This window comes from Glycocaulis abyssi, from assembly GCF_041429775.1.
GTDB lineage: Bacteria > Pseudomonadota > Alphaproteobacteria > Caulobacterales > Maricaulaceae > Glycocaulis > Glycocaulis abyssi.
The window spans coordinates 2,181,531-2,206,819 of sequence record NZ_CP163421.1; the positions used below are offsets into that span (position 1 = coordinate 2,181,531).

A 25,289-nucleotide genomic window follows, 5' to 3' on the forward strand; every position below is an offset into this window, starting at 1 on the left:
CCAGCCTAGAAGGGCAGTTCTACCGCTGCACGCGGCTCATGGCTGCAATCGTGCTCCGCCGTGGCGATACGCGGATTGCCATACCCGCCAGGACCATCGGCATTGAGCACTTCGGCACCCGAAACGCAGATACGCAGATCATCCGGCAGCGCGCCATCGACCATCTTGGCCTCGTCCACATACCCGTCCCAGAGCACGTCCGGGATGCGGCCCGTCGGGCCGAACAGGGCAATGCGCAAAGCCTGCAGATCCATCCCGTCCGGATTGTTCCCGCCGCCCTCAAACGTGTTCCCATGGATATGGATGCGCTCCGGATAGGGATCGAAATCGCTCTCCACGCCCAGCTCGGAGAAACCGGCCGAATGCAGCGAGGAGATGATCACATTGGCCGTGCGGTTGCGCGACACGCGATTGTTGAAAATCTCCACATCATCATTGGAGTTGACGAGAATGCCCGTACCAGCCGGCACATTGGCGACCGGCGTGCCGGCATGGCCGAAATTGCGCGTATTGTTCTCATAGACATCATTGTCGAACACGCGCGTGCCATGGCCGGGGCGGGGGAGGTTCGGCATGTTGAAGACCAGAATGCCGCCCGTATTGTTGGTCGCCACATTGCCGTACACGTCCGCGTCCATCGAGTTTTCGATCTCGATCCCCGCCACATTGTATTCGGCGCGGTTACCCCGCACGACGATATTGTCCGACTGGCCGACATAAATGCCTGCGTCCGATGCGCCAATCGCCACCGAGTCCTCGATCAGTACATTGCGCGTCAGCACCGGATAGATGCCATAGGCGCCATTATCGGTGGAGACGCCTCTGGTCCATTCGGTGCGCACCCGGCGGATGACGATGTTCTCCCCGCCCGTGACTTTGAGCGCATCACCGATCGTGTCCTCGATCGCGAGGTCCTCAATGGTGAAATTGTTGGAGCCCGTCACCAGAAGCCCCTCAGAGCCCGCGCGCTGCTCGGCGAAGGAGAGGATTGTCTCGTCCATGCCCGCGCCGCGGATCGTGACGCCGTCGACATTGGCCAGCGAAAGCCCGCGCTCGATGACAAACACGCCGGCCGGTATCTCGATGACACTACCGGGCGCAGCATCCAGCAGCGCCTCCATCAGCACGTTCTGGTATTCACGGTCCGCGCTGGACACATCGCGCGTCTGGCCGGTCTGCTGGCCACAAGCCTGCAACACGGCCAGTGCAGAAAAAGCCGCCAGTCCGGCGCGCCAGATAGCTCTCATCGGATAGTCCTCCCCAGACAGGTCATCGATACGCGTGTTTCCGCGTTTCACTGAGCGATCAGTTTGCGAGTTTATTTCAGCAAAGGAAAGGGGGCCTCTGCCGCTTTGCGCGAAACCTAGTTCCACCAGCCAAAGACAAGCCCGCGAATGCTCTCAAAGCTCCACAGACCTGCCAGCATGCCGGCAAGCGCGATCAGGAATATCCAGAAGCGATAGCGCCGCGTCAGTCGCCAGAAACCGCGAACCGCAATGACGCTGGCGCGCCATCCGGCAATGCGCACTGGCAGGCCGATGACCAGGCTGGCCACCAGGGCAACAGCAAATATCTGTATTTCATAAGGAATTTCCGCCATAACCTTCTTTTCCTCAAAAAGGCAGGCGGCGTTTCCTAGTTTTGTCCGCCTGACGGGTTGATCCGGTCGTCACGCATGATGCCGCCCCCGCCTCCGGGGTCGGACGGTGCGCAATAGGGCCAGCTGCCGGTATTCTGCCCGCGCTCCGGGCAGACGGTTTCGCCCGGCACATTGGCGCAGGCCGCCAGCATGGCAAGGGTTGTCGCAAAGCCCGCAAGCAGGGCTGGGCGCCGTAGGCGTGGCGTCAAGGACATGATGAGCGGGCTCCCTCTGGCTGGCCAGATGATCGCCCCTGCCCGGCTGGCTGGCAAGGCGTTTTGCATCAGCTTTCAGGGTTCACGGCGCCTTAACGCTGTTGGCGTTAGCTGGTGTGTGTTCAATCAAGGCAATACGAAACACCCGTGACCCGCACCTCCATCCGCGTTCCTGTCGGTACACACAAGCGCCGCCCGAAGGGCTGGATGCTGCTGGCGCGTGCGCTGACGGCGCTGGCCACCGTCACAATCCTGCTGGGCACTATGTATCTGGTCAGCCTTGCGCGTGACCTGCCTGATACTTCCTCGCTCGCGGCAGCGCCCACCGGCACCGCCATGACATTTCTAGACCGGCATGGCCGGGTGATCGCCCGGCGAGGCGACAGTTCCGGGACAACGATAAGCGCCGATGCCCTGCCCCATCACCTCGTCGACGCGGTGCTGGCGGTGGAAGACCGGCGCTTCTATCACCATTTCGGCATTGACCTGATCGGTACCACCCGCGCCGCGCTGGCAAACCTGCGCGCCGGACGCGTCGTGCAGGGCGGCTCCACCATCACCCAGCAGCTGGCAAAAAACCTCTTTCTGACGCCAGACCGCACTTTCCGGCGCAAGGCGCAGGAAATGATGCTCGCCTTCTGGCTGGAAACCCGCTTCACCAAGGACGAGATACTCGCCCTTTACCTCAACCGGGTCTATTTCGGGGCCGGAGCCTGGGGCGCAGAAAACGCCTCGCGGCGCTATTTCGGGCGCGGTCCCCATGAGCTGGATATCGGCGAGGCGGCGCTGCTGGCGGGTCTGCTGAAAGCCCCGTCGCGCTACTCCCCGGCCAGTGACACGACGCGCGCGGCCGTGCGGGCCACCGTTGTTCTGGACCTGATGCTGGCCACCGGCCGGATCACCGAGGAGGAAAGGCTGGCCGCTGCCTCTGCGCCGATCCGTGTCTCGCGCGGTTCCTCCAGCCCCGGCGCGGGCTGGTTTGCCGATTTTGCCGCCAGCGAGGCGCGCACCCTGCTGGCCCTTCATGCCCCCTCATGGGAGGGCGATGTGGTGGTGCGCACCACGCTGGATATCGAGGTGCAGCGCGCCGCCGACAGCGCCCTGACGCGCGGCCTTGCCGATCCGGACATCGCACGCGGGGCTGCCAACGGGGCCATTATAGCGCTCGACGCGGCTGGCGCGGTCGCGGCCATGAGCGGCGGCACCGACTATGCCCGCTCGCCCTTCAACCGCGCCACGTCCGCCCGCCGCCAGCCGGGTTCGGCCTTCAAACCCTTCATCTACGCCTCCGCCTTTGAAGCCGGATGGTCTCCGGCTGATCTCATGATCGACGAGCCGGTCAGCTATGGCAGCTGGTCCCCGGCCAACTGGGAAAACCGCTATGAGGGCGAGATGACGCTGGAGCGCGCCTTTGCCCGCTCGTCCAACTCCATCGCGGTCCAGCTGGCCGAAGCCACCGGGCGCGCCTACACGCTGCGCCTCGCCCGGCGTCTCGGCATTGAGAGCCCGATGGAGAACACCCATTCCCTGTCTCTGGGTGCCTATGAGGTGACGCCGCTGGAGCTGGCACGCGCCTATGTGCCGTTTATGAATGGCGGGCGGGCCGTGGAAACCCACGCCGTAATCCGGCTCGAAACCCCTTCAGGCGAAGTTCTCTGGGCGCGCGAAACCGGCCCCGGCCCCATCGTTCTGGCCGACCGGGTCGTGCGCGAAATGGACCAGCTCTTTGCCGCTACAGTCCGCTATGGCACCGGCCGCTCGGCCGCTGTTCAGGGCCGCGAAGTGCGCGGCAAGACCGGCACCACCAATGGTTTCCGCGATGCGTGGTTTGCCGGCTGGGCCGATGGCCTTGTCACCGTGGTCTGGACCGGCAATGATTCCAACGCGTCCACCGATGCCGGGTCGGGCGGCACCGGACCGGCGCGCATTTTCGCCTCCATGCTCGCGGCCGCACCGGTGATCGCCATGCCCGATGACATGCCCGCCGCTCCGGCCACGGACCCGGACAGGCTGGCGCGTCTATTAAGCGCGCTTGAGGATGAAAACCTTGTCAGCACAGCCTATGAGGAAAGCCCGCCGCCTGCGCCGCCCGCCAGCGAGCCGGCCGAGGATCCGATTGCCGGACTGCTGACGCGCCTGCCACGGGACTGAGCGGCTAGCTCTGACGCTATTGAGGCACTAGGCTGGCGCCTTACCCCGCTGCCAGCCTGAAAGCCCTTGCCATGTCCGTATTGCGCGCCCTGCCCGTCCTGCTTGCGTCCGCCCTGCTGCTTGCCGCCTGCGGCGACAGGAATGAGGGACGCGAGCCGCCTGCAACCCGCGTCACCTCCGATGACGCCGCCGAGGCTGCGCGCGTGCTGGGACTGGAAGAGCCGGGCCGGGCGGACTGGGAGAACCGCGAGTTTGCCAATGGCGTCTTCCGCTTTGAGAACTTCACCCTGCTGCTGGCGCAAGTGGAGACAGAAGGCGGAGAAGACGCAGAAGACACGCTGGTAGAGAGCCGGCTGAACGCGGAGATCATGGAGATTGCCGCACCGCGCCTTGAGGAGGGTGTGGTCCGCTTTGACCGGTTGACGCTGGAAAACGCCGTGCTGACGGACCTTGAAGGCGGTGAAACCCGCTTTGAGCGCCTCGTCATCGACCGGCCCGGCCCGGCCCTCTCACGCTCCATCGCGGCCTCCTTCACAGGCGAGACAGACGATCTGCCTGATCTGGCCGCCAACCTCGCCGCCTACAGCTTCCGGGAAATGTCCCTGGCGGGCCTGTCGGTGTCCCTCCCGGAGGGAGACGGCACGCTGCAGGCAGCAAATGTCAGCCTGCGCGGTCTGGACGAGACCGGGCTGGAACTGGCGCGCGTGGAAAGCATCAGCTTTGACGGCCCCGCCACGCGCTTCGAGATTGAAAACGTTGAAATGGAGAGGGTAGGCGCGCGCTTTCTCGCCTCGCTGTTTGATGACGAGGCCGCGTCGCTGCTCCAGACCGCCATTTCCGGTAACCCGGCCGATTACTATCGCAGCCTCTCCATGACCGGCCTCTCCGGCGTGGCGAGCGGCGTGGTCTACGAGATGGACAGCTTCAGCGCTGACGTGACACCCGAAGGCGAGCGCCTGCGCACAACCGGCTCCATGCCGGCCTTGCGCCTTTCCGCTGAGCGCGGCAGCGATCCGGGCGAGCATGTCCACAACGTGCTGGGATTCCTCGGCTATGAGGAGGTGGTGCTGCGTTTCGAGACCGATACGATCTACGATCCGGCCACAGACACCCTCCAGACCCAGAACAATAACCGCTTTGTCTGGGAAGACGGGCTGACACTCTCGGCGCAACAGCAGATTTCCGGCGTGCAAGCCTATGGCGATGCTGTCGCGGCCGCGCGCGATAGCGCAGTCTCCGAGCCCGAAGCGCTGGCAGAGCTGGAACGCCTCCTGCGCCTGCACAGGCTGGAAATCCGCCTGGAAGACCACTCCCTTCTGGACCGCAGCTTTTCCGCCTATGCCCAGATGAGCGGTGTCACCCCGGCGCAGATGCGCGTACAGGCTTCCGCCCTGATCGCGCTTGGCCTGTCGGCCCTGCCAGCCGAAATCCCCCGGCCCTTCATCAATGCGATATCCCGGCCCTTGTCCGACTTTGTGCGCGATGGCGGCACGCTCATCATCACGCTCGATCCGCCAGAGCCAGTGCCGCTGCCTGCGCTGGTCAGCCCGTCGGGCGAGTTTGACATCGACCGGCTGGGCCTGGCGGTAAACGTGGAACGGCCCGGACAGGAATAAGTCAGCCCCTTGGACCGCAGCATCATCATTTTAAGCTCGCTGGTAGCGGGCAGCCGGGTTGGCGGCAGCGTCAGCGCCGCCGTGCTGACGCGCGCAGGCTTCACGCCTGAGCATGTGCCAAGCGTGATTTTCGGCCGCCATCCGGGCCTTGGCGCTCCGGGCGGTGGAGCCGTGCCCGATACGGTGTTCGCGGGCGCGCTAGACGGCCTGCTGGCCCATGGCGCTCACTCCCGCGCACGCGCCATCCTCACCGGCTATTTTGCCAGCGCGGAGCAGGTGCGCACAGCTGCCGCCTTCATAGAGACCGCCAAAGCCGCCAACCCGGACATATTCGTGCTGGTCGACCCGATCTGCGGCGATGGCGTCGCCGATGGCACGGCGGACGGGCTTTATGTGAAGCGCGAGACCGCAGAGGCCATTGCCGCCCGGCTGGTCCAGCTGGCCGATCTCATCACGCCCAACGCGTTCGAGCTGGCCTTCCTGACAGGACGGCCCGTGACGGATACAGCGTCTGCCAGAAGCGCCGCAAACACGCTTGCAAAACCCGTCCTCGTCACCTCTGTACCGGAGGGAACAGACCGGCTGGCGGTTCTGCTGGCAGACGGCCAGACAAGCTGCTCTGCCGCCGTAGACCGGCTGGAGGGCGTGCCGCACGGCACGGGCGATCTGCTGGCCGCGCTGGCGCTGGTGGCGCGTCTGGAAGGCGATACGGGGCAAGCGCTGTGCGATCACGTTACAGAAGCCTGCGAACGGGTGATCCGCGCCAGCCTGGAAGCCCGCAGCCACGACCTGCTGCTGGGCGCGCTTGAACACGCGAAGCCTTCATAAGAAAGACCTTGCCCCATGAGCATCACGATCCACGGACACATCGCGCCCGGCTTTGAAGCCGTCGCCGACGCCATGCGCGCCAATTTCGAGGCCGGTGACGAGATCGGCGCAGCCTTCGCCCTCTATGAGAAGGGCGAGAAGCGCGTCGATATCTGGGCGGGTCATGCCGACCGCGCGCGAACGAAGGACTGGCAAGAGGGCACCCTCATCCCGGTCTTCTCCACCGGCAAGGCGATCAGCGCGATTGTCGCGGCCTACGCTGTCGATCAGGGCTGGCTCACCTATGACACGAAGCTGGCCGATCTCTGGCCGGAGTTTGCCGCTGAAGGCAAGGAGGCGGTCAGTTTCGGCGATGCGCTCTCCCATCAGGCAGGCCTGCCGGGCTTCACTGAAGCGATGGAGCCTTCCGACTGGTTCAACCGCGAACTGATCGAGGCGCGCCTGGCTGCCATGGCGCCCATGTGGCCGCTGGGCGAAGGCAGCGGCTATCACCCCATTACCTTCGGCTTCCTGGCCGATGCCGCCATAAGACGCGCAGACCCCAGGGGCCGCACGATTGGCGGGCTATTGCGCGAAGTCATCGCCGGACCGCGCGATATCGATGTTCATATCGGCCTGCCTGAATCGTTGCATGCGCGTGCGGGCGAGCATGTCCTGCCGCCACGTCCGCCGCATCTGGGCAAGATGAATGCAGAGAAGCAGGCGGCCTTCCTCAAAGCCTGGTCCTCGCCCGGACGGCGCGGCGCAGCCGAATGGCGCTCGGCCGAGTTTCCCGCCGCCAACGCGCACGCCACCGCCAGGGGCCTCGCCGAGCTGATGGGCGTGTTCGCGACAGGCGGGCTTTTGCGCGGCGAACGCCTGTTGAGCGAAGCGGTCGTGAACGAGGCGATGGAAATCCGCGTAGCGGGTGAAGATCGCGTCCTGCCCTTCGATATCGCGTTCGGGGCGGGCGTGAACGTGAGCCGGGATTCAGGCTGGTTCGGCCCTGAGCCCCGCGCGGTCGGTCATTACGGCTTTGGCGGCTCATGCGCCTTTGCCGACCCGGTAACCGGCCTGTCCGGCGCCTATGTGATGAACCGCCAGATGGATGTGCTGGCCGGCGATCCGCGCGCAATAAGGCTTATTGAAGCGGCGTACTAGCTTTTCTCCCCCCGCCTGCGGGGGGAGTGGTCCGAAGGACCGAGGGGGGGATTTTGAAAAGAAAAGTTTCCCCCCCCCCTCCGTCTGGCAAGCCAGACACCTCCCCCGTAAACGGGGGAGGAAACCAAATTGCACCCTAATACGGCGTGATCCCCTTGGCCTGGGTCCGCAGTTCCGGCGCGACACCGCTCTTGCCCTGCCGGGCTAGATAATCGTCGACTGCCCATCGTACCGACGGGAAAGCGAGCTCGTCCCCGGGCAGATCATCGAGCGCGAAGAAGCGCACCTCCAGACTCTCCGGGCCGGGCCTGATATCCGGCTCGGCAAGCCGCGCGCGGAAGAAAATCTGCACCTGTGAAATCCGCGGGACGGAATAGACGCCGATCAGGTCTTCAATGGCGATGACGGCAAACGCCTCCTCCCAGGCTTCGCGTTTTGCCGCCTCCTCAACACTCTCGCCCTGCTCCATGAAGCCTGCGGGCAGCGTCCAGAAACCGGAGCGCGGTTCAATCGCCCGGCGGCACATCAATATCTCTCCATTCGCGTTGAACACGACAGAGCCAGCGACGATTTTCGGGTTCACATAATCAATGAATCCGCAGGTGGAGCACACGTTCCGGGTGCGATTATCGCCTTCAGGCACAGTGCGTTCGAACTTGGGCGGTTGGTCTGGCATGGCGCTACGCGGGCCTCCTGTTGGACTGCCTGACACCGCCCCTTTTCCGTATCAGGACGGAATTGACATTGAACCGTGACAATTGGCGTGTAGTCTACCCGAAGCTCAGTCATCGGATGAAGAGGGCATTATGGGTGACAAGGCAGAATTTGACCTGGCGGCCTCGCCGGGCCAGCTCCTCCACCGCGCACAGCAATTTGCCGCCGAGCGCTTCTCTGCGGCCACGGGCGGGGTGGAAATCACCCAGCGCCAGTTCGCGGTCTTGAGCGCGCTGAAAGAGGCAGACGGCCAGACCCAGACCCAGCTGGTCCAGCGCACCGGGATTGACCGTTCCACGCTGGCAGAGCTGGTCAGCCGCATGGCCACGCGCGGCCTTGTGGCACGCGAGAAAGCCCCCGGCGATGCCAGAGCCAATGCGGTGAAACTCACCGATGAGGGCCGCGCCCTGCATCAGACCGCCGTTGATGGCGCGAAAGCCGCTGACGAGGCGATCCTGTCCGTCCTTGCCAAGAACAAGCGGGCCAATTTTGTCGATGCGCTGGTGCGCATATCGCGCGCGCTGGACCCCGATACCGGTCCCAAGGGCAAGGAGAAGGCGGCCAAGAAGGACGCCAAGGACAAAGACAAGAAGAAAAAGAAGAAAAAGAAGAAGTAGCCCCTACCCGCGGAGCTCCGCCTCTCTCACCGCCGCATGCCAGACAGGCTCTAGCCTGCGCTGCCATATCTCCGGCGTGATCGCCCCGCGCCAGCGCGCGCGGATAATGCCCTCTCCATCAATGATGAAGGTTTCCGGCGCGCCTGTAACGCCCAGCTCTAGCGCGGCGCGGCGCTCATGGTCCGCCGCCAGCGTCGTGAACGGATTACCCAGCCGCGCAAGGAAGGCGAGGCTGTTTTCCGGCCGGTCGGCATAGGTGATGCCGTGAACGGGAATGCCGCTCGCCGCCAGCTCCTCCAGCAGCGGATGCTCTATCTCGCACGGCCCGCACCAGCTCGCCCAGAAGTTCAACAGATAAGGCCCCTCGATTGTTTCAGGATCGAAATGGGCAAAGCCTGCACCAAATTCCGTAACCGGAAGCTCCGGCAGGGCCCGGCCCGTCATCGGATCGCCCAGCGTACCTTCACGCCCGGTCAGCGCGATGGCAAACACCGCCAGCAGCAGGGCTATGGCACCGAGCGGCGCCCAGAAGACGATGCGGCTCATGGCTGGCCGTCTCCGGCCATTTTCTGCCATTGGCGCGCCCTGGCCCGCTGACGAAAGCTGAGCCAGATCAGCAGCACAATACCGCCGACGGTAAGGCCGTAACAGCTCCAGACCCATACCGCGTGGCCGCCCATGGAGAGAAATTCCGCCATCACGCGCTCTCCCCTTCGATCTTCCGCCTTGCGCGTGCCTCGGCGCGCCGGGCAAGGCTCATATTGCGCACATTCATCAAGACGAGCGCGGTCATCAGCGCGGTAAACGCCAGCGCCATCACCAATAGCGGCCAGAGCTGGCTCATATGGATGGTCGGGCCATCGAGCCGGATCACGCTTGCCGGCTGATGCAGCGTATTCCACCAGTCCACGGAGAATTTGATGACCGGCAGGTTGATCAGCCCCGCCATGGCAAGGATCGCGCCTGCGCGCGCGGCAAGGCGCTCATCCTCTATCGCGGCGCGCAGCGCCATGTATCCAAGATACAGCAAGAACAGGACCAGCATGGAGGTAAGGCGTGCATCCCACTCCCACCACGTCCCCCACATGGGCCGGCCCCAGAGCGATCCGGTCGCCAGCGTCAGGAAGGCAAACACGGCCCCGATGGGCGCCAGTGCCTGCGCGGCGAGATCAGCGATATTGTGGCGCCAGATGAAGTAGACAAAGCTTGCCCCGCCAAGGCCCGCATAGGCCGCCATGGAGAGCCAGGCTGACGGTACGTGCACATACATGATGCGCACCGTGTCGCCCTGCTGATAGTCCGGCGGCGAGAAGATCAGCGCCCAGGGCAAGCCGATGGCAAAGAGGATCGCTGCACCCCAGCCGAACCACGGCACAAGCCGCGCCGCAAGACGCTCAAAACGCTCCGGATTGGCAAAGGCGCTCCACATCTCGCTTCACCTAGACTTTGAGCCGTTATTCCGCAAGCGGACGCAGCGCCGCAGGGAGGCTTTTGGGTTACCCGTCGAGGTTTTCGCGTTTTGCCGAGATTTCGTACAACTTCAACCCATCATGATGGTCTGGCGCCCAACGCATTCCGATTACCTCGGGCCTCTCAGAAATAACCGACCACGCCGCAGCGGAAACAAAATAGGTTGCCCGATATCCTTCATTATATTGCACGCAAACACCCTTTTTCTCTAGGCGTCTAAACAAATATAGAAGTCTAGGTGAAGGAGCGCCAATTATGTGAGAGTCACGGCCACGCAACTTTCCGATCAAGAACAATTTCTCATCACGCGGCAATTTTCTTAGTGTATCCGAAATTATTCTTGGTCTGATATTCTGAACAAGTATCGCAGCACCCTTCTTGTATAACTGCTTTGTACATTCGGCGACAAACAAAATTACGCTAAACGCCGTAACACCAATTGGTGCGCCTAGCAGGAGCGCACTGACGAACATTGGTATGAGCCAGCCCCCGTCGGTTAGGCGAGAAACTTCCTCGTTTACCCAACTAAAATAAATCAAAGCCACGCAAGAAGCACCCGCACCTGCCATCGCTGCGAGCGGCCGCTTCGTGATATTAAAAAGCGAACTTAAGAATTGAAGGTCCATTTGATCCTCGATGCGCCCCACGCGTGGCAACACTAGGTGTTACTATCTCGAGTCTCGCTGTGATGACACCTTCAGCCACTACTCCAGCCGCCCTCTCAAGGCCGCCGCCATACCGAAAGGTGCCAGCGCCAGCGCGGCCAGCGAAAATGCGCCTGCCAGCATCAGGTTCGCGCCCGCAAGGCCCGTCCCCTCCAGCGCGGTGCGGCCTGCACCGGCTACAAAGACCAGCAAGGGCACCTGCAGCGGCGCGGCGATGAGCGCGATGAGAAGCCCGGAGCGCTTCACACCCGCAGCCAGCGCGCCGGCAAAGCCGGACACCAGCGCGAGGCCCGGCAGGGCCAGCACAAGACCGATACTGAGCGCCGCCGCGCTTGGCCCGTCCATGCCATAGGCCATGGCCGCGACGAACCCGATCAGGGGCGCAGGCCAGAGCACGGCGCTGACATAGGCGGCCGCCTTGATTGCCGAGAGGGCGGTCAGCGAGACCGGAGAGAGCGCGTAAAGCTCCAGCGTGCCATCGGAGAGATCATCACCAAACAGGCGCTCTGCGCCTTGCAGGCTCGCGAGCAAGGCCGCAAAGGCGATGACGCCCGGCGCCGCCGCGCGCAAAATCTCCGCATCCGGACCTATGGCCAGCGGGACAAGCGCCAGCGCGGCCAGCATGAAGGCGGCAGGCCCGGCCGCTCCGCCCCCGCCCGCAGCGGCCAGACGCCATTCGCGCACGAAGACAGCCAGCAGCGCGCTCATGCCCTCATCTCCAGCATGCGCACATCGCTCCAGCCAAGATCAGCATGCGTGGCGGCGATGACCATGCCGCCCCTGGCCCGGAAATCGGCCACCAAAGCAGCGAGCAGCGCCTTGCCGTCACCATCCAGCGGTGCCGCCGGTTCATCCATCAGCCAGAGCCGGGCCTCGGTATTGAGCGTCAACCGCGCAATGGCAAGACGGCGCTTCTGCCCGGCGGAAAGCTGGCCGCAGGCGCGAAAGACCAGTTTTGATAGCCCCATCGCAGCAAGCGCGGCCCTGCCATCGCCAGCCCCGTGCAGGCGGGCGGCAAAGCTTATGGCCTCGCTCACCGTCTCGGCAGGTTTGAGCGCATCGCCATGACCAAGATACGCAAGAGGCAGGGCAGTGATCGTGCCGGCATCAGGCCGGACAAGGCCCGCAATCGCGCGCAATAGCGTTGTCTTGCCGGTGCCATTGGGTCCGGTCAGCACCAGCGCTTCGCCGGGTGCGAGCGTGAAGGAGAGATCACGCACCAGCGCGCGCCCGCCCCGCGAAAGGGTGAGGCTCTGGACGCCAAGACTGGCGGCGATGTCAGGGGCGGCGACGCTCATCGTTAAGCCCCTAGCGCAATATGTGCGCGCACGGAATGGGGCAATATCGACCACAGGAGGATCAAATAGCGCCTTGATGCATTGCAGCGCAGGGGAAGCAGGGCTAAAAGGCGCGCCAAGGACGGCTTTCGCGCCGGATTTGCTCATCGACATGCGCAACCCGCCGGAAACCGTCTCCTCTTAAGCCTGACGAGCCGGATCGCGGGATATCCCTCTCCCCGCACCATCGGCAGGGCAGACCCGCGATTAAGGATGTGACATGGCTTCTCTGGACAGCTTCAAATGCCGCCGCGAAATGATCGTAGACGGCAAATCCTACCAGTATTTCGACCTGAAAGAGGCGGAGAAGAACGGCCTTACCGGCGCGTCGAAACTGCCCTACACGCTCAAAGTCCTGCTGGAGAACCTGCTGCGCTTTGAAGACGGCTCAACGGTGACAAAAGCCGATATCGAGGCTGTCGCCGAATGGGTGAAGACGGGCAAGTCCTCCCACGAAATCCAGTACCGCCCGGCGCGCGTGCTGATGCAGGACTTTACCGGCGTTCCGGCGGTTGTGGACCTGGCTGCCATGCGCGACGCCACGAAAGCGCTGGGTGGTGATCCGAAAAGCGTCAACCCGCTGGTGCCGGTTGATCTGGTCATTGACCACTCGGTCATGGTCGATGTGTTCGGCACCGCCGACAGCTTCAAGCGCAATGTGGAGCGCGAGTACGAGCGCAATGGCGAGCGCTACAAATTCCTCAAATGGGGCGCGAGCGCGTTCGACAATTTCCGCGTCGTCCCGCCCGGCACCGGCATCTGCCACCAGGTGAACCTCGAATACCTCGCCCAGACCGTCTGGACGAAGGATGAGGACGGCGTCACCTACGCCTTCCCGGACACGCTGGTCGGTACCGACAGCCACACCACCATGGTCAACGGCATGGCGGTTCTCGGCTGGGGCGTCGGCGGTATCGAGGCAGAAGCGGCCATGCTCGGCCAGCCGGTCTCCATGCTGATCCCCGAAGTCATCGGCTTTAAACTGACCGGCAAGCTGCCTGAAGGCGCGACCGCCACCGATCTGGTGCTGACTGTCGTGCAGATGCTGCGCAAGAAGGGTGTGGTCGGCAAATTCGTGGAATTCTACGGCGCGGGCCTTGATAGCCTGTCTCTGGAAGACGCGGCCACCATCGCCAACATGGCCCCGGAATACGGCGCGACCTGCGGCTTCTTCCCCGTCGACAACGAGACCCTCGCCTACCTCGCCTCCACGGGCCGCGACGCCTCGCGCGTCAAGCTGGTCAAGGAATACTCGCGTGCTCAGGGCATGTTCCGCCCGGAACGCACTGACGAGCCGGTCTATACCGACACGCTCCACCTTGATCTGGCTTCCGTCGAGCCGTCGCTGGCCGGACCTAAGCGCCCGCAGGACCGTGTAGCCCTGAAAGACGCCGCCGACGAGTTCGCGCAAGTGCTCGACAGCGAATTCAAGAAGCTTGAAGACGGCGCCCGTCAGGTGCGCGTCGAGGGCGAGCAATACTCGGTCGGGCATGGCAGCGTGGTGATCGCTGCCATTACCTCGTGCACCAACACCTCCAACCCGTCCGTCATGCTGGGCGCGGGGCTCGTTGCCCGCAACGCGGTCAAGCGCGGGCTGAAAGTCCAGCCCTGGGTGAAAACCTCGCTGGCGCCGGGTTCACAGGTTGTCACCGACTATCTGTTGCGCGCCGGTCTGCAGGATGATCTCGATGCGCTCGGCTTCAATCTCGTGGGCTATGGCTGCACGACCTGTATTGGCAATTCCGGGCCGCTTCCTGAAAAGATCTCCAAGGCGATGGCCGAGGGTGATCTGGTGGCCTGCTCGGTCCTGTCGGGCAATCGCAACTTCGAAGGCCGGGTCAATCCGGATGTGCGCGCCAACTATCTGGCGAGCCCGCCTCTGGTCGTCGCCTACGCGCTCGCCGGGACGATGAATATCAACCTCACCGAAGACCCGATCGGCTATGACGACAATAACGAGCCGGTCTATCTGAAAGACATCTGGCCGACGTCCGCCGAGATCGCCGAAGTGGTCCGCTCGGCCGTCACGCCGGACATGTTCGCCACCCGCTATGCCGACGTCTTCAAGGGCGATGAGTACTGGCAGGGCATTGAGAGCGGTTCGGGCCTCACTTACGACTGGCCGGATTCCACCTATGTCGCCAACCCGCCCTTCTTTGAAGGCATGACGACGGATGTCACCCCGCCGTCAGACGTGAAGGATGCGCGCATCCTTGGCCTCTTTGGCGACAGCATCACCACCGACCACATCTCGCCGGCAGGCTCCATCAAGGCGGCAAGCCCGGCAGGCAAATGGCTGCAGACCAATGGCGTGGAGCCGCTGGAGTTCAACTCCTACGGCGCGCGCCGGGGCCACCATGACGTGATGATGCGCGGCACATTTGCCAATATCCGCATCAAGAACCAGATGGTGCCGGGCGTTGAAGGCGGCGTGACCATCCACCACCCGTCGGGCGAGCAGATGGCGATCTATGATGCGGCGATGAAATACGCCGAGGAAGGCCGTCCGCTGGTCGTCTTTGGCGGCAAGGAATACGGCACCGGCTCCTCACGGGACTGGGCAGCCAAAGGCACGCGGCTTCTGGGCGTGCGCGCCGTCATCACCGAGAGCTTTGAGCGCATCCACCGCTCCAACCTTATCGGCATGGGCGTGCTGCCGCTGGTCTTCAAGGACGGGCAGAGCTGGTCTTCGCTGGGCCTGAAAGGCGATGAGACGGTAACGCTCGACGGTGTGTCGGCCATCACCCCGCGCGCCGATGTGAAGGCCGTCATCACCGCGTCTGACGGCACCTCCAGGACGGTGACGCTGCGCGCCGCCATCGATACCGAGAACGAGCTCGACTACTTCAAAAACGGCGGCATTCTCCACTACGTCCTGCGCCAGCGCGCAGCGGCGTAGGGACCTTCCGCTCTCAGCATTGTCATGGTGTCTCCCCCCGTTCACGGGGGGAGTGGTCCGGAGGACCGAGGGGGGATATTCGAAACAAGCTCCCCCCCCTCCGTCAGCTACGCTGACACCTCCCCCGTAAACGGGGGAGGAAACCTGACAGCCGCACCAAACACCAAAAAAAACCCCGGACGTTTCCGTCCGGGGTTTTCTCATATCAGGCTAGGTGATGGCGCTTACGCGGCGTCGCCCTCAGCGGTGATTTCCTCACCGGTTTCCTGGTTCACGACCTTCATGGAAAGTTTCACCTTACCCCGGTCGTCAAAGCCCATCAGCTTCACCCATACAGAATCGCCTTCCTTGACGACATCGTTGGGGTGATTGACGCGCTCGGCCTTCAGCTGGGAGACGTGAACGAGGCCGTCACGCGCGCCGAAGAAGTTCACGAAGGCACCAAAGTCCATGACCTTGACCACCTTGCCCTGATAGATCGCGCCCTGCTCCGGCTCAGCCGTCAGCGAGTGGATCCAGTCGCGGGCCGCCTTGATGGAGCCTGCGTCCGACGAGGCGATCTTGATCGTGCCATCGTCTTCGACATTCACCTTGGCACCGGTCTTCTCCACAATCTCGCGGATCACCTTGCCGCCCGTGCCGATGACATCGCGGATCTTGTCGACCGGGATTTTCATCTGCTCGATGCGCGGCGCGGTATCGGCCAGCTCGCCGCGGGCGCCGGTAAGCGCCTTGTTCATCTCGGCGAGGATATGGGCGCGCCCGGCATGAGCCTGGCTCAGCGCGGTTTCCATGATCTCCTTCGTGATGCCGGCGATCTTGATGTCCATCTGCAGCGAGGTGATGCCAACTTCGGTACCGGCCACCTTGAAGTCCATGTCGCCCAGATGATCTTCGTCACCGAGAATGTCCGACAGCACGGCAATGCCGTCCGGGTCCTTGATAAGGCCCATGGCGATGCCCGAAACCGGACGCTTGATCGGCACACCGGCATCCATCAGCGCGAGGGATGAACCACACACCGTCGCCATCGAGGACGAGCCGTTGGACTCGGTGATCTCGGAGACCAGACGGATCGTGTAGGGGAAGTCTTCCGCGCTCGGCAGAACCGCGCGCATGGCCCGCCAGGCCAGCTTGCCATGGCCAATCTCGCGGCGGCCCGGAGCCAGGCGGAAGGAGGTTTCACCGACCGAATAGGGCGGGAAATTGTAGTGGAGCATGAAGCGCTCCTTATACATCCCCGTCAGATCGTCGATCATCTGCTCGTCTTCGCCGGTGCCGAGCGTGGCAACACACAGCGCTTGGGTTTCACCGCGCGTGAACAGGGCCGAACCGTGCGTGCGCGGCAGAATGCCCGCTTCCGACACGATAGCGCGCACATCGTCCAGCTTGCGCCCGTCAATGCGCTTGCCGGTCTTGATGATGCCGCCGCGCACGACAGACGCTTCCACGTCTTTGAGCACGCCTTTGAGCACCGCCGGATCAACACCGTCGGGATTGGCTTCCGACAGGGCGAGCTCCGCGATGGCCTTTTCCTTCGCGGCACCAAGCGCCGCATAGCGCTCGGTCTTGTCCTTGATGGTGTAGGCTTTGGCGATATCCTTGCCGACGAGCTTCTGGACCTTGGCTTCCAGCTCGGAATGGTCTTCCGGCACGAAGTCCCACGGCTCTTTCGCGGCTTTTTCCGCCAGGCGGATGATCATGTCGATCACGGGCTGGAAAGCCTCGTGGCCGGCCATCACCGCGCCGAGCATAACCTCTTCGGTCAGTTCTTTCGCTTCGGATTCCACCATCATCACGGCATCGCCCGTACCGGCGACAACCAGATCAAGCTCGGTGTCCTCCATCTCCACGATGGTCGGATTGATGATGTAGCCACCATCCTTGTAACCCACGCGCGCAGCGCCGATGGGGCCAAGGAAGGGCAGGCCGGACAGAACCAGCGCCGCCGACGCGCCGACCATGGCCACGATATCAGGATCGTTTTCCATGTCGTGCGACAGGACGGTCAGCATGACCTGGGTGTCGTTCTTGAAGCCTTTGGGGAAGAGCGGGCGGATCGGCCGGTCGATGAGGCGCGAGGTCAGCGTCTCCTTATCGGTCGGACGGCCTTCGCGCTTGAAAAAGCCACCGGGGATCTTGCCGGCTGCGAAGTATTTTTCCTGGTAGTTCACGGTCAGCGGGAAGAAATCCATTCCTTCCTTGACCTGTTTCATCGCCACGGCGGTCGCGAGCACACTTGTCTCGCCGTAAGTGACCAGAACCGATCCGGTCGCCTGGCGGGCCATACGGCCGGTTTCAATGGTGAGCTGGCGTCCAGCCCAGTCGATCGTCTCTTTTTGAATATTGAACATGTTCTCTCGTACGTACGGACAGGACCATGACCATCATGGCCCCTTAAGGAAACGCCGGTCACCTCTGGGTGACCGGCGTTGAAGGGAAGCAGAGCCTAGCGGCGCAGGCCCAGCTTTGCGATCAGGACCCGGTAACGCGGTTCGTCAATGCGGGCCAGATAGTCAAGAAGGCGGCGGCGCTGGGAGACGAGCTTGAGCAGGCCCCGGCGCGAGTGATTGTCCTTCTTGTGAGTCTTGAAATGCTCGGTGAGGTTGGCGATGCGCTCGGAGAGCACGGCCACCTGAACCTCCGGCGAACCGGTGTCGTTGGCCTCACGGGCATATTCCTTGATGAGCGCAGCTTTGCGCTCTGCAGTGATTGACATAAGTCATCTCCTCAGTGCCGGTCATTTCCGGCCTTGCCAGGGCACCGTCCAGCAAGGTCGGCAGTCATGCGCGGTGCTTATGGACGCAAAGTGTGCCGATAGCAAGGCGTGTAAGGGGATTTCGCTGGTCAACTCCGCGCGAGGATCAGGCACCGGACGCCGCGAATACCCGCCAGGGCGAGAGCTTGCCTGCCTGAAGGTCGCCAATGGCCACCGGATTATCGCCGTCCATGGCCAGCACCGAGCGCGAACAGTCCCGGTCACCTACCCAGCGCTCACAGCGCAGCGCCCGCAGTGCTTCCACCCGGCGCGGCGGCACCACAATGGCCCGGCCCTGGCGTAAGTAAGCCACCTGATCAGGGGTTACATCCAGTACCGGCAGATCGCTGGCAGCGGCATGGACCGGCTCGAGCGCTTGCGCCTCGCGCCCCTCAGCTTTCAGTCCATCGAGATCAGCCAGCGTGAGGGCATCAGCGATATCAAACGGCCCGACCGCGACCCGGCGCAGCGCGGCGACATGCCCCTCCGCGCCCAGCGCCGCCGCGATATCGCGCACCAGAGAGCGCACATAGGTGCCTTTGCCACACTGCATTTCCAGAACAGCCAGGTCCGCCGACGGCGTATCGAGCAGGGACACCGCATCGATGCGCACCGTGCGCGCGTCCAGCTCTACCGTCTCGCCTGCACGCGCCAGATCATAGGCACGCGCGCCATCCACGCGAATGGCCGAGAAGGCAGGCGGTATCTGGTCTATCTCGCCGACAAAGCGCGGCAGGACAGCCTCGATGGCCGCGCGTGCAGGGCGCACATCGCTGGTGGCCGTCTCCTCGCCCTCGGCGTCCAGCGTATCGGTGGAGATGCCCCAGCGGATTGTGAAGCGATAGGTCTTCATGCCGTCCTGCGCGAACGGCACGGTCTTGGTGGCCTCACCCAGCGCAATCGGCAAAAGCCCCGTCGCCAGCGGATCGAGCGTGCCGGCATGGCCGGCCTTGCGAGCGTCAAAAATGCGCCGCACGGCCGACACGGCCTGCGTGGAGGTCATCTCGGCGGGCTTGTCCAGCAAGACCCAGCCATCGACCGGATTACCCTTTTTCCTGCGTGCCATATCCGCTCAGTCCAGATCGCGCTTTACCTGCGGGCGCGAGAGCACCGCGTCCACATGGGCGGCTTCCTCGAAGCGGTCATCGGCTTCAAAGCGCAGCTTGGGCGTGAAGCGCAGATCGATACGGCGGGCCAGCTCGCGCTGGAGATAACCTGACGCATGGTCGAGCGCCTTGGCCAGCTTCACCCGGTCGGCCTGACCCATGGCCGCGACGAAAACAGTCGCATGGCGCAGATCGGGGCTCATGCGCGCCTCGGTGACGGTCACCGGCAACCCTGCCACGGCCGGATCATGGATCGCGCCTTCGGCGATGATATCGGCCAGCGCGCGGCGCACCAGTTCACCGGCGCGCAGCTGTCTCTGGGACTGGGCTTTCATGGATCTGCACCTCGTTTCCGCGCAGGACGGGCCGGGATTGAACCGGGACGCCCTTGAGAAGGGGGCGGGTGATACGCGCTTGCAGGGGCGCTGGCAAGCCGGTCAGCCACGCACCACCATGATAGCACCGGCCACCAGAAGGAGCACGCCACCGATACGCACCAGATTTGCCGGGCGCACATCAAGGCCCAGAAGCCCAAAATGATCCATGGCCAGCGCTGCAATCAGCTGGGCAGCGATAAGGACCGCGAAAAACGCGCCCACCCCGATTTTCGGGGTTGCCCACATGGCAGTTGTCACGAACAGCGCGCCCAGCGCCCCTCCGGCGATCCACAGATGGGGCGGGACCGAGGCGAGAGTTTCCCGGCTCGGCAGACCATTTCTCAGCACAAACACGCTTACCACGGCCAGCATGACAAGCGCCCCGGCACTGAAATTCACCAGCGCGGCGCGCAGGGGCGAGCCCAGCAGAGCGGCGAGCTGGGCGTTGAAGGCAGGCTGCGTCGCCACCGCCGCGCCAGCAACAACAACCATGATGATCGGAAAAACAAGAGAGGCGTTCATGCGGCTTCCTCTGTATTCTGCGGCGGTCTGGCTTCAACACGTCCCGGCACCGGTGCGTTCCCTGAAAGCAGGGTTCGCCCCGCCGCCAAGGAAAAACCCCGCCGTTGCCAGCCGGGGTCTGCCAATCGTCCGTCAAACCCGGAAGGCTCAGAGCTTGCGCTCGATCTCCTCCACGGTGAAGCACTCGATCTGGTCGCCCTTTTGCAGGTCCTGATAGCCGACAAAGCCCATGCCGCATTCGGTACCGGCACGCACTTCATTGACCTCGTCCTTGAAGCGCTTGAGCGTGGACAGCTCCCCTTCATGGATGACGGTGTCATTGCGTAGCAGGCGCACACCGCAGCCGCGGCGCACCACGCCCTCGGTCACGCGGCAACCGGCCACCTTGCCCAGCTTGGTGATGTTGAAGACTTCCAGAATCTCGGCGTAACCGATGAAGGTTTCGCGTTTCTCCGGTGCCAGAAGACCTTCCAGCGTCTTCTTCACGTCATCAATGACATCATAGATGATCGAGTAATAGCGGATCTCGACCTTCTCGGCCTCGGCGAGGTCTCGCGCCTGCTTGTTGGCGCGCACATTGAAGGCAAAGATGGGAGCGCCCGACGCCTTGGCCAGCTGCACATCGGCCTCTGACACACCGCCCGGAGCCGCATGGATGACGCGGGCGCGCACTTCCTCATTGCCCACTTTCTCCAGCGCGCCGGTCAGCGCCTCGGCAGAGCCCTGCACATCCGCCTTGATGAGGACGGGCAGCTCCTGCACCTCGTTCTGCTGCAGGCGGGCCATCATCTGTTCCAGCGATGTGCCGCCACCGCCCGTGCCAGCCGATTTGTCGCGGCGCTGGCGCATGCGGTAATCGACGATCTCGCGGGCACGCGCCTCGCTTTCCACCACCGAGAAGGCTTCGCCGGGCTCCGGCGCGCCATCCAGGCCGAGAATCTCGGCTGGCAGTGACGGACCGGCTTCGCTCATCTGCTGGCCGCGCTCATTGGTCAGCGCGCGCACCTTGCCCCATTGCACGCCCGCCACAACGATATCGGCGCGTTTCAGCGTGCCGCGCTTGACCAGAACGGTGGCAACCGGGCCACGGCCCTTGTCGATCTGGCTTTCGATCACAATGCCTTCGGCGGAACGGTCCGGATTGGCTTTCAGCTCCAGCATTTCTGCCTGCAGCGAGATCGCATCGGTCAGCTCATCAAGGCCGATCTTCTTCAGCGCCGAGACCGGCACGAACTGGACATCGCCGCCCATGGATTCGGTCACGATCTCGTGCTGCAGGAGCTCATTGAGCACCTTGTCCGGCGTGGCATCGGGCTTGTCGATCTTGTTGACCGCCACGATCATTGGCACACCGGCCGCCTTGGCGTGATTGATGGCTTCCACCGTCTGCGGCATCACGCCGTCATCCGCCGCGACCACCAGGATCACGATATCGGTGGCTTGCGCGCCGCGTGAACGCATCGCCGAGAAGGCCGCGTGGCCGGGCGTATCCAGGAAGGTGATCTTGTCACCGGATTTGAGCTGCACCTGATAGGCGCCGATATGCTGGGTGATGCCACCCGCTTCCCCGCCTGCCACATCGGTGGAGCGCAGCGCATCGAGAAGCGAGGTCTTGCCGTGGTCAACATGGCCCATAATGGTCACGACCGGCGGGCGCGGCTGCTTGGTGTCTTCAGGGTCATCGGCCGAGATGAAGCCCTCTTCCACATCCGCGTCCGAGACGCGCTTCACGCGGTGGCCGAACTCTTCAACGATCAGCTCGGCATCATCGGCCTCGAGATAGTCCACGGCGCGGACCATCTGGCCCTGCTTCATCAGGAATTTCACCACATCGGCGGCGCGCTCCGCCATCCGGTTGGCCAGTTCCTGCACCGTAATACTTTCCGGCACGACGACATCGCGCGCAACTTTTTCACGCTCGGTGCCGCCTTGCGTGCGGCGCTGTTTCTCGCGTTCGCGGGCGCGGCGCATCGAGGCGAGCGAGCGCTGACGCCCCTCATCATCCTCGACCAGATTCTGAATGGTCAGGCGGCCCTTATGGCGGCGCTCACCGGAATCCTTGGAGCGCGAAGGCGCGGCCTTGGCAGCCGGTGCCAGCTTCTTCTTGGCGCGGCCCTCATCATCATCGCTATCGCCGCCGCGTGCCTCGTCCTTGGCGCGCGCCTCCTTGTCGACAACCTTGCGCTGGGGCTTGGCGGTGTCAGGATCAACAGGCACAGGAATATCGGCCGGATCGGGCGCTGCAGCACGTTCTGCTTCCGCCTGCTTGCGGGCCTCGGCCTCCTTGCGGGCTTCTTCCTCGCGCTTGCGCTGGTCTTCAAGGGCCTTTCGGTCCTCATCGGCCTTGCGGGCAAGTTCGGCCTCTTCGGCCTTTTTCTTCGCGTCACGCTCGTCCGCTTCGGCGCGGGCGCGCGCAATGGCGCGCTGGCGGCGGATCAGCTCTTCCTCGGAGAGGCCCAGCTGCTTGGCCTTGGCGGCCAGCGCCGCGCGGGCCTTGTCGGCATCGCTGGCAGCAGGCTTGCCAGACGGTGTCCCGGCATCCTTGCCCGCAGGCGCACCGGCAGCGCCCGGAGCAACCCGCTTGCGCTTCTTCTCCACGACAACGGCCTTGGAGCGGCCGCGCGCAAAGCTCTGCTGCACGGTGCCCGATCCGGTACGTGCGCCGAGGGTGAGGGGCTTGCGGCCCGAAGGATTGCGTTCGTCAGCGTCGCTCATAAACGTCTTTCATCGCGGCTCTTGCGTAAAAAGGCATATCGAGGCGCTGCGCCGCAGCAACGCCCACTGCCTTGTCCATCCGGCTCTGGCCAAAGGCCCGCTAACCTAGCGGGCTTGCCTGCCGTTTCAACTCTCTCCTGCCGGGCCGTCCGGCATTTGCGGTCCAACCGGCCGGAACCCGCCCAGTTTTCCCATCAGCACGCCAAACGCCGCCGCCTCCGGTCCCGGCGAAAGCACCAGGTGCACAACGCCGGAGCGTCCCAGTGCCGCGCCAAGTTCTGCGGCGCTGAAACACATCGCCACAGGCAGGCCCGGCGCTGCACGATGCGCCAGCTGGTCCAGCTTGCGCCGCCCGTCCGCCGCGCCGTCACTGGCCTCGATGCGCCAGGCCGGCGAAGGCGATGCCGTGATGGCACCTCTGGCACCATCATACCCCATTGCGAGCCGTCCTGCGCGCCTGGCGAGACCCAAAATTGACAGTGCCCGTGCAGCCAGCTGTCTTTCGATCTCGTCGGCCAGCCCCTCAGGCACCGTCACCGGCCCTTCAAACGCCCGCTGGAAGGCCTTGCGCCGGATCGCGATGGCAACCGCTTCCCGGCCGGCACTGATCCAGGCGCCGCGTCCGGGCAGCTTCGCCGCGATGTCCGGCACGATCACGCCGTCCGGACCGGCCACCACGCGGATCAGGCTGGCTTCGTGAGCGGTTTCACCGCTCGCGATACAGCGCCGTGTCCGGGGCGTCTTCACGCGCGATTCCCGTGCGCCTCGGCTCACTTTGTCTCGTCTTCCTCCGCCGTCTCAGCGTCCTCACCGGCATTGATGAGGGTTTCAAGGTCCACACCCAGACGTTCCGCTTCGGCCTCAAGCGCGGCAAGGTCAAACTCGCCATCCTCGGCCAGCGCCTCCTCGACGGCTTCCTCGACAGCCTCCGCATCAGCTTCGTCAGCCTCTTCAACCGGCAGATCCTCTTCGGAAATCCACCCGGCCGCGACGCGTGCCTTCATAATCATGCGCTCGGCCTCAGCCGCATCGATATCGAACCCGTCAAGAATGCCCGGCTCGCGCACACGCTCACCATCACGGGTCTCATACCAGCCGCGCAGATCGTCCGGCGTCATGCCGGCCAGATCGTCGACCGTGAACACCTCGTTCTCGCCGAACTTCACCGCCATCGGCAAGGTGACGCCTTCAATGGCAAGGACATCGTCCTCGACGCCCAGCTCCTTGCGGCGGGCATCCTGCTCGGCGGCCTGCTTGTCGAGATATTCGCGCGCGCGGGTCTGGATTTCCTCGGCCGTCTCGTCATCAAAGCCTTCGATGACGGCAATTTCGTCCAGCTCGACAAAGGCGAGGTCTTCCACATCGGTGAAGCCCTCTGTGGCCAGAAGCTGGGCAATGACCTCGTCCACATCAAGGGCTTCCATGAAGATCGCCGTGCGCTCGGCAAACTCTTTCTGGCGGCGCTCGCTCTCTTCAACCTCGGTCAGGATATCGATGGACCAGCCGGTCAGCTGGCTGGCAAGGCGCACATTCTGGCCCCGCCGGCCAATGGCCAGCGACAGCTGGTCATCAGGCACCACCACTTCGATGCGCTGGTTTTCCTCATCCAGCACCACCTTGGCGACTTCTGCCGGCTGCAGCGCGTTGACGATGAAGGTCGCCGGGTCGGGGTTCCACGGAATGATGTCGATCTTCTCGCCGGCCAGCTCGTTGACAACTGCCTGCACGCGGCTGCCGCGCATACCGACGCACGCGCCCACAGGGTCGATAGAGCTGTCATTGGAAATGACGGCGATCTTCGCGCGGCTGCCCGGATCACGCGCCACACGCGGGATTTCGATAATACCCTCATAGACTTCCGGCACTTCCTGCGCGAACAGGGCGGCCATGAAATCGGGATGCGCGCGCGACAGGAAAATCTGCGGGCCACGCACCTCGGTGCGCACATCATAGATATAGGCGCGCACGCGGTCATTGGGCTGCAGGGCCTCGCGCGGGATGGCGTCATTACGGCGGATAATGCCTTCGGCCTTGCCCAGATCGATAATGGCATTGCCGTATTCGACGCGCTTGACGATGCCGTTGATGATCTCGCCGATACGGTCCTTGTACTCTTCGTACTGACGCTCGCGCTCGGCTTCGCGCACTTTCTGCGTGATGACCTGCTTGGCGGTCTGCGAGGCGACCCGGCCAAACTCGATCGGCGGCAGCTCTTCCTCGAACACGGTGCCGATCTCGGCATTCGGGTCGATCTTCTTAGCTTCTTCCAGGCTGATTTCCTGGGAGTCGTTCTCGACTTCCTCAACCACCGTGGTGTGGCGGGTCAGCTTCATCTCGCCGGTCTTGGGATGAATCGAGCAGCGTATGTCCAGCTCGCTGCCATAGCGCGAGCGGGCGGCTTTCTGGATCGCCTCCTCGATGGCGGCGAGCACCAGCGGCTCGTCAATCATCTTCTCCTGCGCAACCGCGCGGGCAATCTGCAGAAGTTCCAGCCTGTTGGCGCTGACCCCGATGGCCATG

Annotated in this window: 24 protein-coding genes; 6 read left to right on the forward strand and 18 right to left on the reverse strand. The window is 63.8% G+C overall.

Translation table 11 applies throughout. The features are described from left to right. Positions 1–5: 5 nt before the first annotated feature. The 3 genes from AB6B38_RS10560 to AB6B38_RS10570 all read right to left on the reverse strand — a co-directional run bounded on the left by AB6B38_RS10560 (position 6) and on the right by AB6B38_RS10570 (position 1,854). Positions 6–1,247 (reverse strand): parallel beta-helix domain-containing protein, encoded by a 1,242-nt coding sequence (locus AB6B38_RS10560; protein ID WP_371392815.1) that lies wholly within the window; start codon positions 1,245–1,247, stop codon positions 6–8. Between the two features lie 116 nt (positions 1,248–1,363). Next, complete coding sequence (locus AB6B38_RS10565; RefSeq protein ID WP_371392816.1) at positions 1,364–1,600, reverse strand: hypothetical protein; 237 nt, start codon at positions 1,598–1,600, stop codon at positions 1,364–1,366. 35 nt (positions 1,601–1,635) lie between these two features. Beyond that, entirely contained in the window at positions 1,636–1,854 is a 219-nt protein-coding gene (locus AB6B38_RS10570) for a hypothetical protein (protein ID WP_371392817.1), read from the reverse strand. 147 nt (positions 1,855–2,001) lie between these two features. On the opposite strand from AB6B38_RS10570, the gene AB6B38_RS10575 reads away from it, so the two are divergent. The 4 genes from AB6B38_RS10575 to AB6B38_RS10590 all read left to right on the forward strand — a co-directional run bounded on the left by AB6B38_RS10575 (position 2,002) and on the right by AB6B38_RS10590 (position 7,589). Further along, entirely contained in the window at positions 2,002–4,005 is a 2,004-nt protein-coding gene (locus AB6B38_RS10575) for a transglycosylase domain-containing protein (protein ID WP_371392818.1), read from the forward strand. 71 nt (positions 4,006–4,076) lie between these two features. Then, the gene (locus AB6B38_RS10580; protein WP_371392819.1) at positions 4,077–5,621 is read left to right on the forward strand and encodes a hypothetical protein; all 1,545 of its coding nucleotides are present in this window, start codon (positions 4,077–4,079) and stop codon (positions 5,619–5,621) included. A 9-nt stretch (positions 5,622–5,630) separates the two neighbouring features. Beyond that, positions 5,631–6,449 carry a PfkB family carbohydrate kinase gene (locus tag AB6B38_RS10585; RefSeq protein ID WP_371392820.1) on the forward strand — a complete coding sequence of 273 codons (819 nt, stop codon included), beginning with the start codon at positions 5,631–5,633 and terminating at the stop codon, positions 6,447–6,449. Positions 6,450–6,464: 15 nt separating this feature from the next. After that, positions 6,465–7,589: a serine hydrolase domain-containing protein gene (locus tag AB6B38_RS10590; protein WP_371392821.1), complete on the forward strand. Its 1,125-nt coding sequence runs from the start codon at positions 6,465–6,467 to the stop codon at positions 7,587–7,589. Positions 7,590–7,725: 136 nt separating this feature from the next. Here AB6B38_RS10590 and AB6B38_RS10595 read toward each other — a convergent pair whose 3' ends face one another. Further along, positions 7,726–8,265 (reverse strand): NUDIX domain-containing protein, encoded by a 540-nt coding sequence (locus AB6B38_RS10595; protein ID WP_371392822.1) that lies wholly within the window; start codon positions 8,263–8,265, stop codon positions 7,726–7,728. Between the two features lie 130 nt (positions 8,266–8,395). Here AB6B38_RS10595 and AB6B38_RS10600 point away from each other — a divergent pair, with 130 nt between their 5' ends. Continuing rightward, positions 8,396–8,920: a MarR family winged helix-turn-helix transcriptional regulator gene (locus AB6B38_RS10600; protein WP_371392823.1), complete on the forward strand. Its 525-nt coding sequence runs from the start codon at positions 8,396–8,398 to the stop codon at positions 8,918–8,920. A gap of 3 nt (positions 8,921–8,923) precedes the next feature. Here the strand turns inward: AB6B38_RS10600 and AB6B38_RS10605 are convergent, their stop codons facing one another. The 6 genes from AB6B38_RS10605 to ccmA form a co-directional block, all read right to left on the reverse strand. Further along, positions 8,924–9,466, reverse strand: a complete 543-nt coding sequence (locus AB6B38_RS10605) for a DsbE family thiol:disulfide interchange protein (RefSeq protein WP_371392824.1) — start codon at positions 9,464–9,466, stop codon at positions 8,924–8,926. Then, positions 9,463–9,618 carry a heme exporter protein CcmD gene (gene ccmD / locus AB6B38_RS10610; RefSeq protein WP_371392825.1) on the reverse strand — a complete coding sequence of 52 codons (156 nt, stop codon included), beginning with the start codon at positions 9,616–9,618 and terminating at the stop codon, positions 9,463–9,465. Before ccmD ends, AB6B38_RS10605 begins: the two co-directional genes overlap by 4 nt. Continuing rightward, positions 9,618–10,349, reverse strand: coding sequence for a heme ABC transporter permease (locus AB6B38_RS10615; RefSeq protein ID WP_371392826.1), 732 nt, complete (start codon positions 10,347–10,349; stop codon positions 9,618–9,620). Before AB6B38_RS10615 ends, ccmD begins: the two co-directional genes overlap by 1 nt. 67 nt (positions 10,350–10,416) lie before the next feature. Continuing rightward, positions 10,417–11,016, reverse strand: coding sequence for a hypothetical protein (locus AB6B38_RS10620; protein WP_371392827.1), 600 nt, complete (start codon positions 11,014–11,016; stop codon positions 10,417–10,419). Positions 11,017–11,094: 78 nt separating this feature from the next. Continuing rightward, a complete protein-coding gene (locus tag AB6B38_RS10625) occupies positions 11,095–11,763 on the reverse strand; it encodes a heme exporter protein CcmB (RefSeq protein WP_371392828.1) in 669 nt (222 codons plus the stop codon). After that, positions 11,760–12,353: a heme ABC exporter ATP-binding protein CcmA gene (gene ccmA, locus AB6B38_RS10630; RefSeq protein WP_371392829.1), complete on the reverse strand. Its 594-nt coding sequence runs from the start codon at positions 12,351–12,353 to the stop codon at positions 11,760–11,762. Before ccmA ends, AB6B38_RS10625 begins: the two co-directional genes overlap by 4 nt. A gap of 259 nt (positions 12,354–12,612) precedes the next feature. On the opposite strand from ccmA, the gene acnA reads away from it, so the two are divergent. Continuing rightward, positions 12,613–15,291, forward strand: coding sequence for an aconitate hydratase AcnA (gene acnA, locus AB6B38_RS10635; protein WP_371392830.1), 2,679 nt, complete (start codon positions 12,613–12,615; stop codon positions 15,289–15,291). Positions 15,292–15,515: 224 nt separating this feature from the next. Here the strand turns inward: acnA and pnp are convergent, their stop codons facing one another. The 8 genes from pnp to nusA all read right to left on the reverse strand — a co-directional run bounded on the left by pnp (position 15,516) and on the right by nusA (position 25,288). Beyond that, complete coding sequence (gene pnp / locus AB6B38_RS10640) at positions 15,516–17,645, reverse strand: polyribonucleotide nucleotidyltransferase (RefSeq protein WP_371392831.1); 2,130 nt, start codon at positions 17,643–17,645, stop codon at positions 15,516–15,518. Between the two features lie 95 nt (positions 17,646–17,740). Then, a complete protein-coding gene (gene rpsO / locus AB6B38_RS10645) occupies positions 17,741–18,010 on the reverse strand; it encodes a 30S ribosomal protein S15 (RefSeq protein WP_188450554.1) in 270 nt (89 codons plus the stop codon). A gap of 145 nt (positions 18,011–18,155) precedes the next feature. After that, complete coding sequence (truB, locus tag AB6B38_RS10650; RefSeq protein WP_371392832.1) at positions 18,156–19,115, reverse strand: tRNA pseudouridine(55) synthase TruB; 960 nt, start codon at positions 19,113–19,115, stop codon at positions 18,156–18,158. Positions 19,116–19,121: 6 nt separating this feature from the next. Further along, complete coding sequence (gene rbfA / locus AB6B38_RS10655; protein WP_371392833.1) at positions 19,122–19,490, reverse strand: 30S ribosome-binding factor RbfA; 369 nt, start codon at positions 19,488–19,490, stop codon at positions 19,122–19,124. A gap of 102 nt (positions 19,491–19,592) precedes the next feature. Continuing rightward, on the reverse strand, positions 19,593–20,054 hold the full coding sequence (locus tag AB6B38_RS10660) for a DMT family transporter (protein WP_371392834.1): 462 nt from the start codon (positions 20,052–20,054) through the stop codon (positions 19,593–19,595). Positions 20,055–20,201: 147 nt separating this feature from the next. Beyond that, positions 20,202–22,769 carry a translation initiation factor IF-2 gene (gene infB, locus AB6B38_RS10665; RefSeq protein WP_371392835.1) on the reverse strand — a complete coding sequence of 856 codons (2,568 nt, stop codon included), beginning with the start codon at positions 22,767–22,769 and terminating at the stop codon, positions 20,202–20,204. A 126-nt stretch (positions 22,770–22,895) separates the two neighbouring features. Further along, on the reverse strand, positions 22,896–23,516 hold the full coding sequence (locus AB6B38_RS10670) for an RNA-binding protein (RefSeq protein ID WP_371392836.1): 621 nt from the start codon (positions 23,514–23,516) through the stop codon (positions 22,896–22,898). Positions 23,517–23,539: 23 nt separating this feature from the next. After that, positions 23,540–25,288: a transcription termination factor NusA gene (gene nusA, locus AB6B38_RS10675; protein WP_371392837.1), complete on the reverse strand. Its 1,749-nt coding sequence runs from the start codon at positions 25,286–25,288 to the stop codon at positions 23,540–23,542. Between the last annotated feature and the right edge of the window lies 1 nt (position 25,289).

What these genes read in the sequence shown, in the direction of transcription:
- AB6B38_RS10595 (WP_371392822.1), bottom strand. Translation starts at nt 8,265, where the DNA reads ATGCCAGACCAACCGCCCAAGTTCGAACGCACTGTGCCTGAAGGCGAT.
- AB6B38_RS10570 (WP_371392817.1), bottom strand. Translation starts at nt 1,854, where the DNA reads ATGTCCTTGACGCCACGCCTACGGCGCCCAGCCCTGCTTGCGGGCTTT.
- infB (WP_371392835.1), bottom strand. Translation starts at nt 22,769, where the DNA reads ATGAGCGACGCTGACGAACGCAATCCTTCGGGCCGCAAGCCCCTCACC.
- AB6B38_RS10660 (WP_371392834.1), bottom strand. Translation starts at nt 20,054, where the DNA reads ATGAACGCCTCTCTTGTTTTTCCGATCATCATGGTTGTTGTTGCTGGC.
- rpsO (WP_188450554.1), bottom strand. Translation starts at nt 18,010, where the DNA reads ATGTCAATCACTGCAGAGCGCAAAGCTGCGCTCATCAAGGAATATGCC.
- nusA (WP_371392837.1), bottom strand. Translation starts at nt 25,288, where the DNA reads ATGGCCATCGGGGTCAGCGCCAACAGGCTGGAACTTCTGCAGATTGCC.
- AB6B38_RS10560 (WP_371392815.1), bottom strand. Translation starts at nt 1,247, where the DNA reads ATGAGAGCTATCTGGCGCGCCGGACTGGCGGCTTTTTCTGCACTGGCC.
- AB6B38_RS10620 (WP_371392827.1), bottom strand. Translation starts at nt 11,016, where the DNA reads ATGGACCTTCAATTCTTAAGTTCGCTTTTTAATATCACGAAGCGGCCG.
- pnp (WP_371392831.1), bottom strand. Translation starts at nt 17,645, where the DNA reads ATGTTCAATATTCAAAAAGAGACGATCGACTGGGCTGGACGCCAGCTC.
- AB6B38_RS10600 (WP_371392823.1), top strand. Translation starts at nt 8,396, where the DNA reads ATGGGTGACAAGGCAGAATTTGACCTGGCGGCCTCGCCGGGCCAGCTC.
- AB6B38_RS10565 (WP_371392816.1), bottom strand. Translation starts at nt 1,600, where the DNA reads ATGGCGGAAATTCCTTATGAAATACAGATATTTGCTGTTGCCCTGGTG.
- ccmD (WP_371392825.1), bottom strand. Translation starts at nt 9,618, where the DNA reads ATGGCGGAATTTCTCTCCATGGGCGGCCACGCGGTATGGGTCTGGAGC.
- ccmA (WP_371392829.1), bottom strand. Translation starts at nt 12,353, where the DNA reads ATGAGCGTCGCCGCCCCTGACATCGCCGCCAGTCTTGGCGTCCAGAGC.
- rbfA (WP_371392833.1), bottom strand. Translation starts at nt 19,490, where the DNA reads ATGAAAGCCCAGTCCCAGAGACAGCTGCGCGCCGGTGAACTGGTGCGC.
- AB6B38_RS10615 (WP_371392826.1), bottom strand. Translation starts at nt 10,349, where the DNA reads ATGTGGAGCGCCTTTGCCAATCCGGAGCGTTTTGAGCGTCTTGCGGCG.
- AB6B38_RS10605 (WP_371392824.1), bottom strand. Translation starts at nt 9,466, where the DNA reads ATGAGCCGCATCGTCTTCTGGGCGCCGCTCGGTGCCATAGCCCTGCTG.
- AB6B38_RS10590 (WP_371392821.1), top strand. Translation starts at nt 6,465, where the DNA reads ATGAGCATCACGATCCACGGACACATCGCGCCCGGCTTTGAAGCCGTC.
- AB6B38_RS10580 (WP_371392819.1), top strand. Translation starts at nt 4,077, where the DNA reads ATGTCCGTATTGCGCGCCCTGCCCGTCCTGCTTGCGTCCGCCCTGCTG.
- AB6B38_RS10625 (WP_371392828.1), bottom strand. Translation starts at nt 11,763, where the DNA reads ATGAGCGCGCTGCTGGCTGTCTTCGTGCGCGAATGGCGTCTGGCCGCT.
- acnA (WP_371392830.1), top strand. Translation starts at nt 12,613, where the DNA reads ATGGCTTCTCTGGACAGCTTCAAATGCCGCCGCGAAATGATCGTAGAC.
- truB (WP_371392832.1), bottom strand. Translation starts at nt 19,115, where the DNA reads ATGGCACGCAGGAAAAAGGGTAATCCGGTCGATGGCTGGGTCTTGCTG.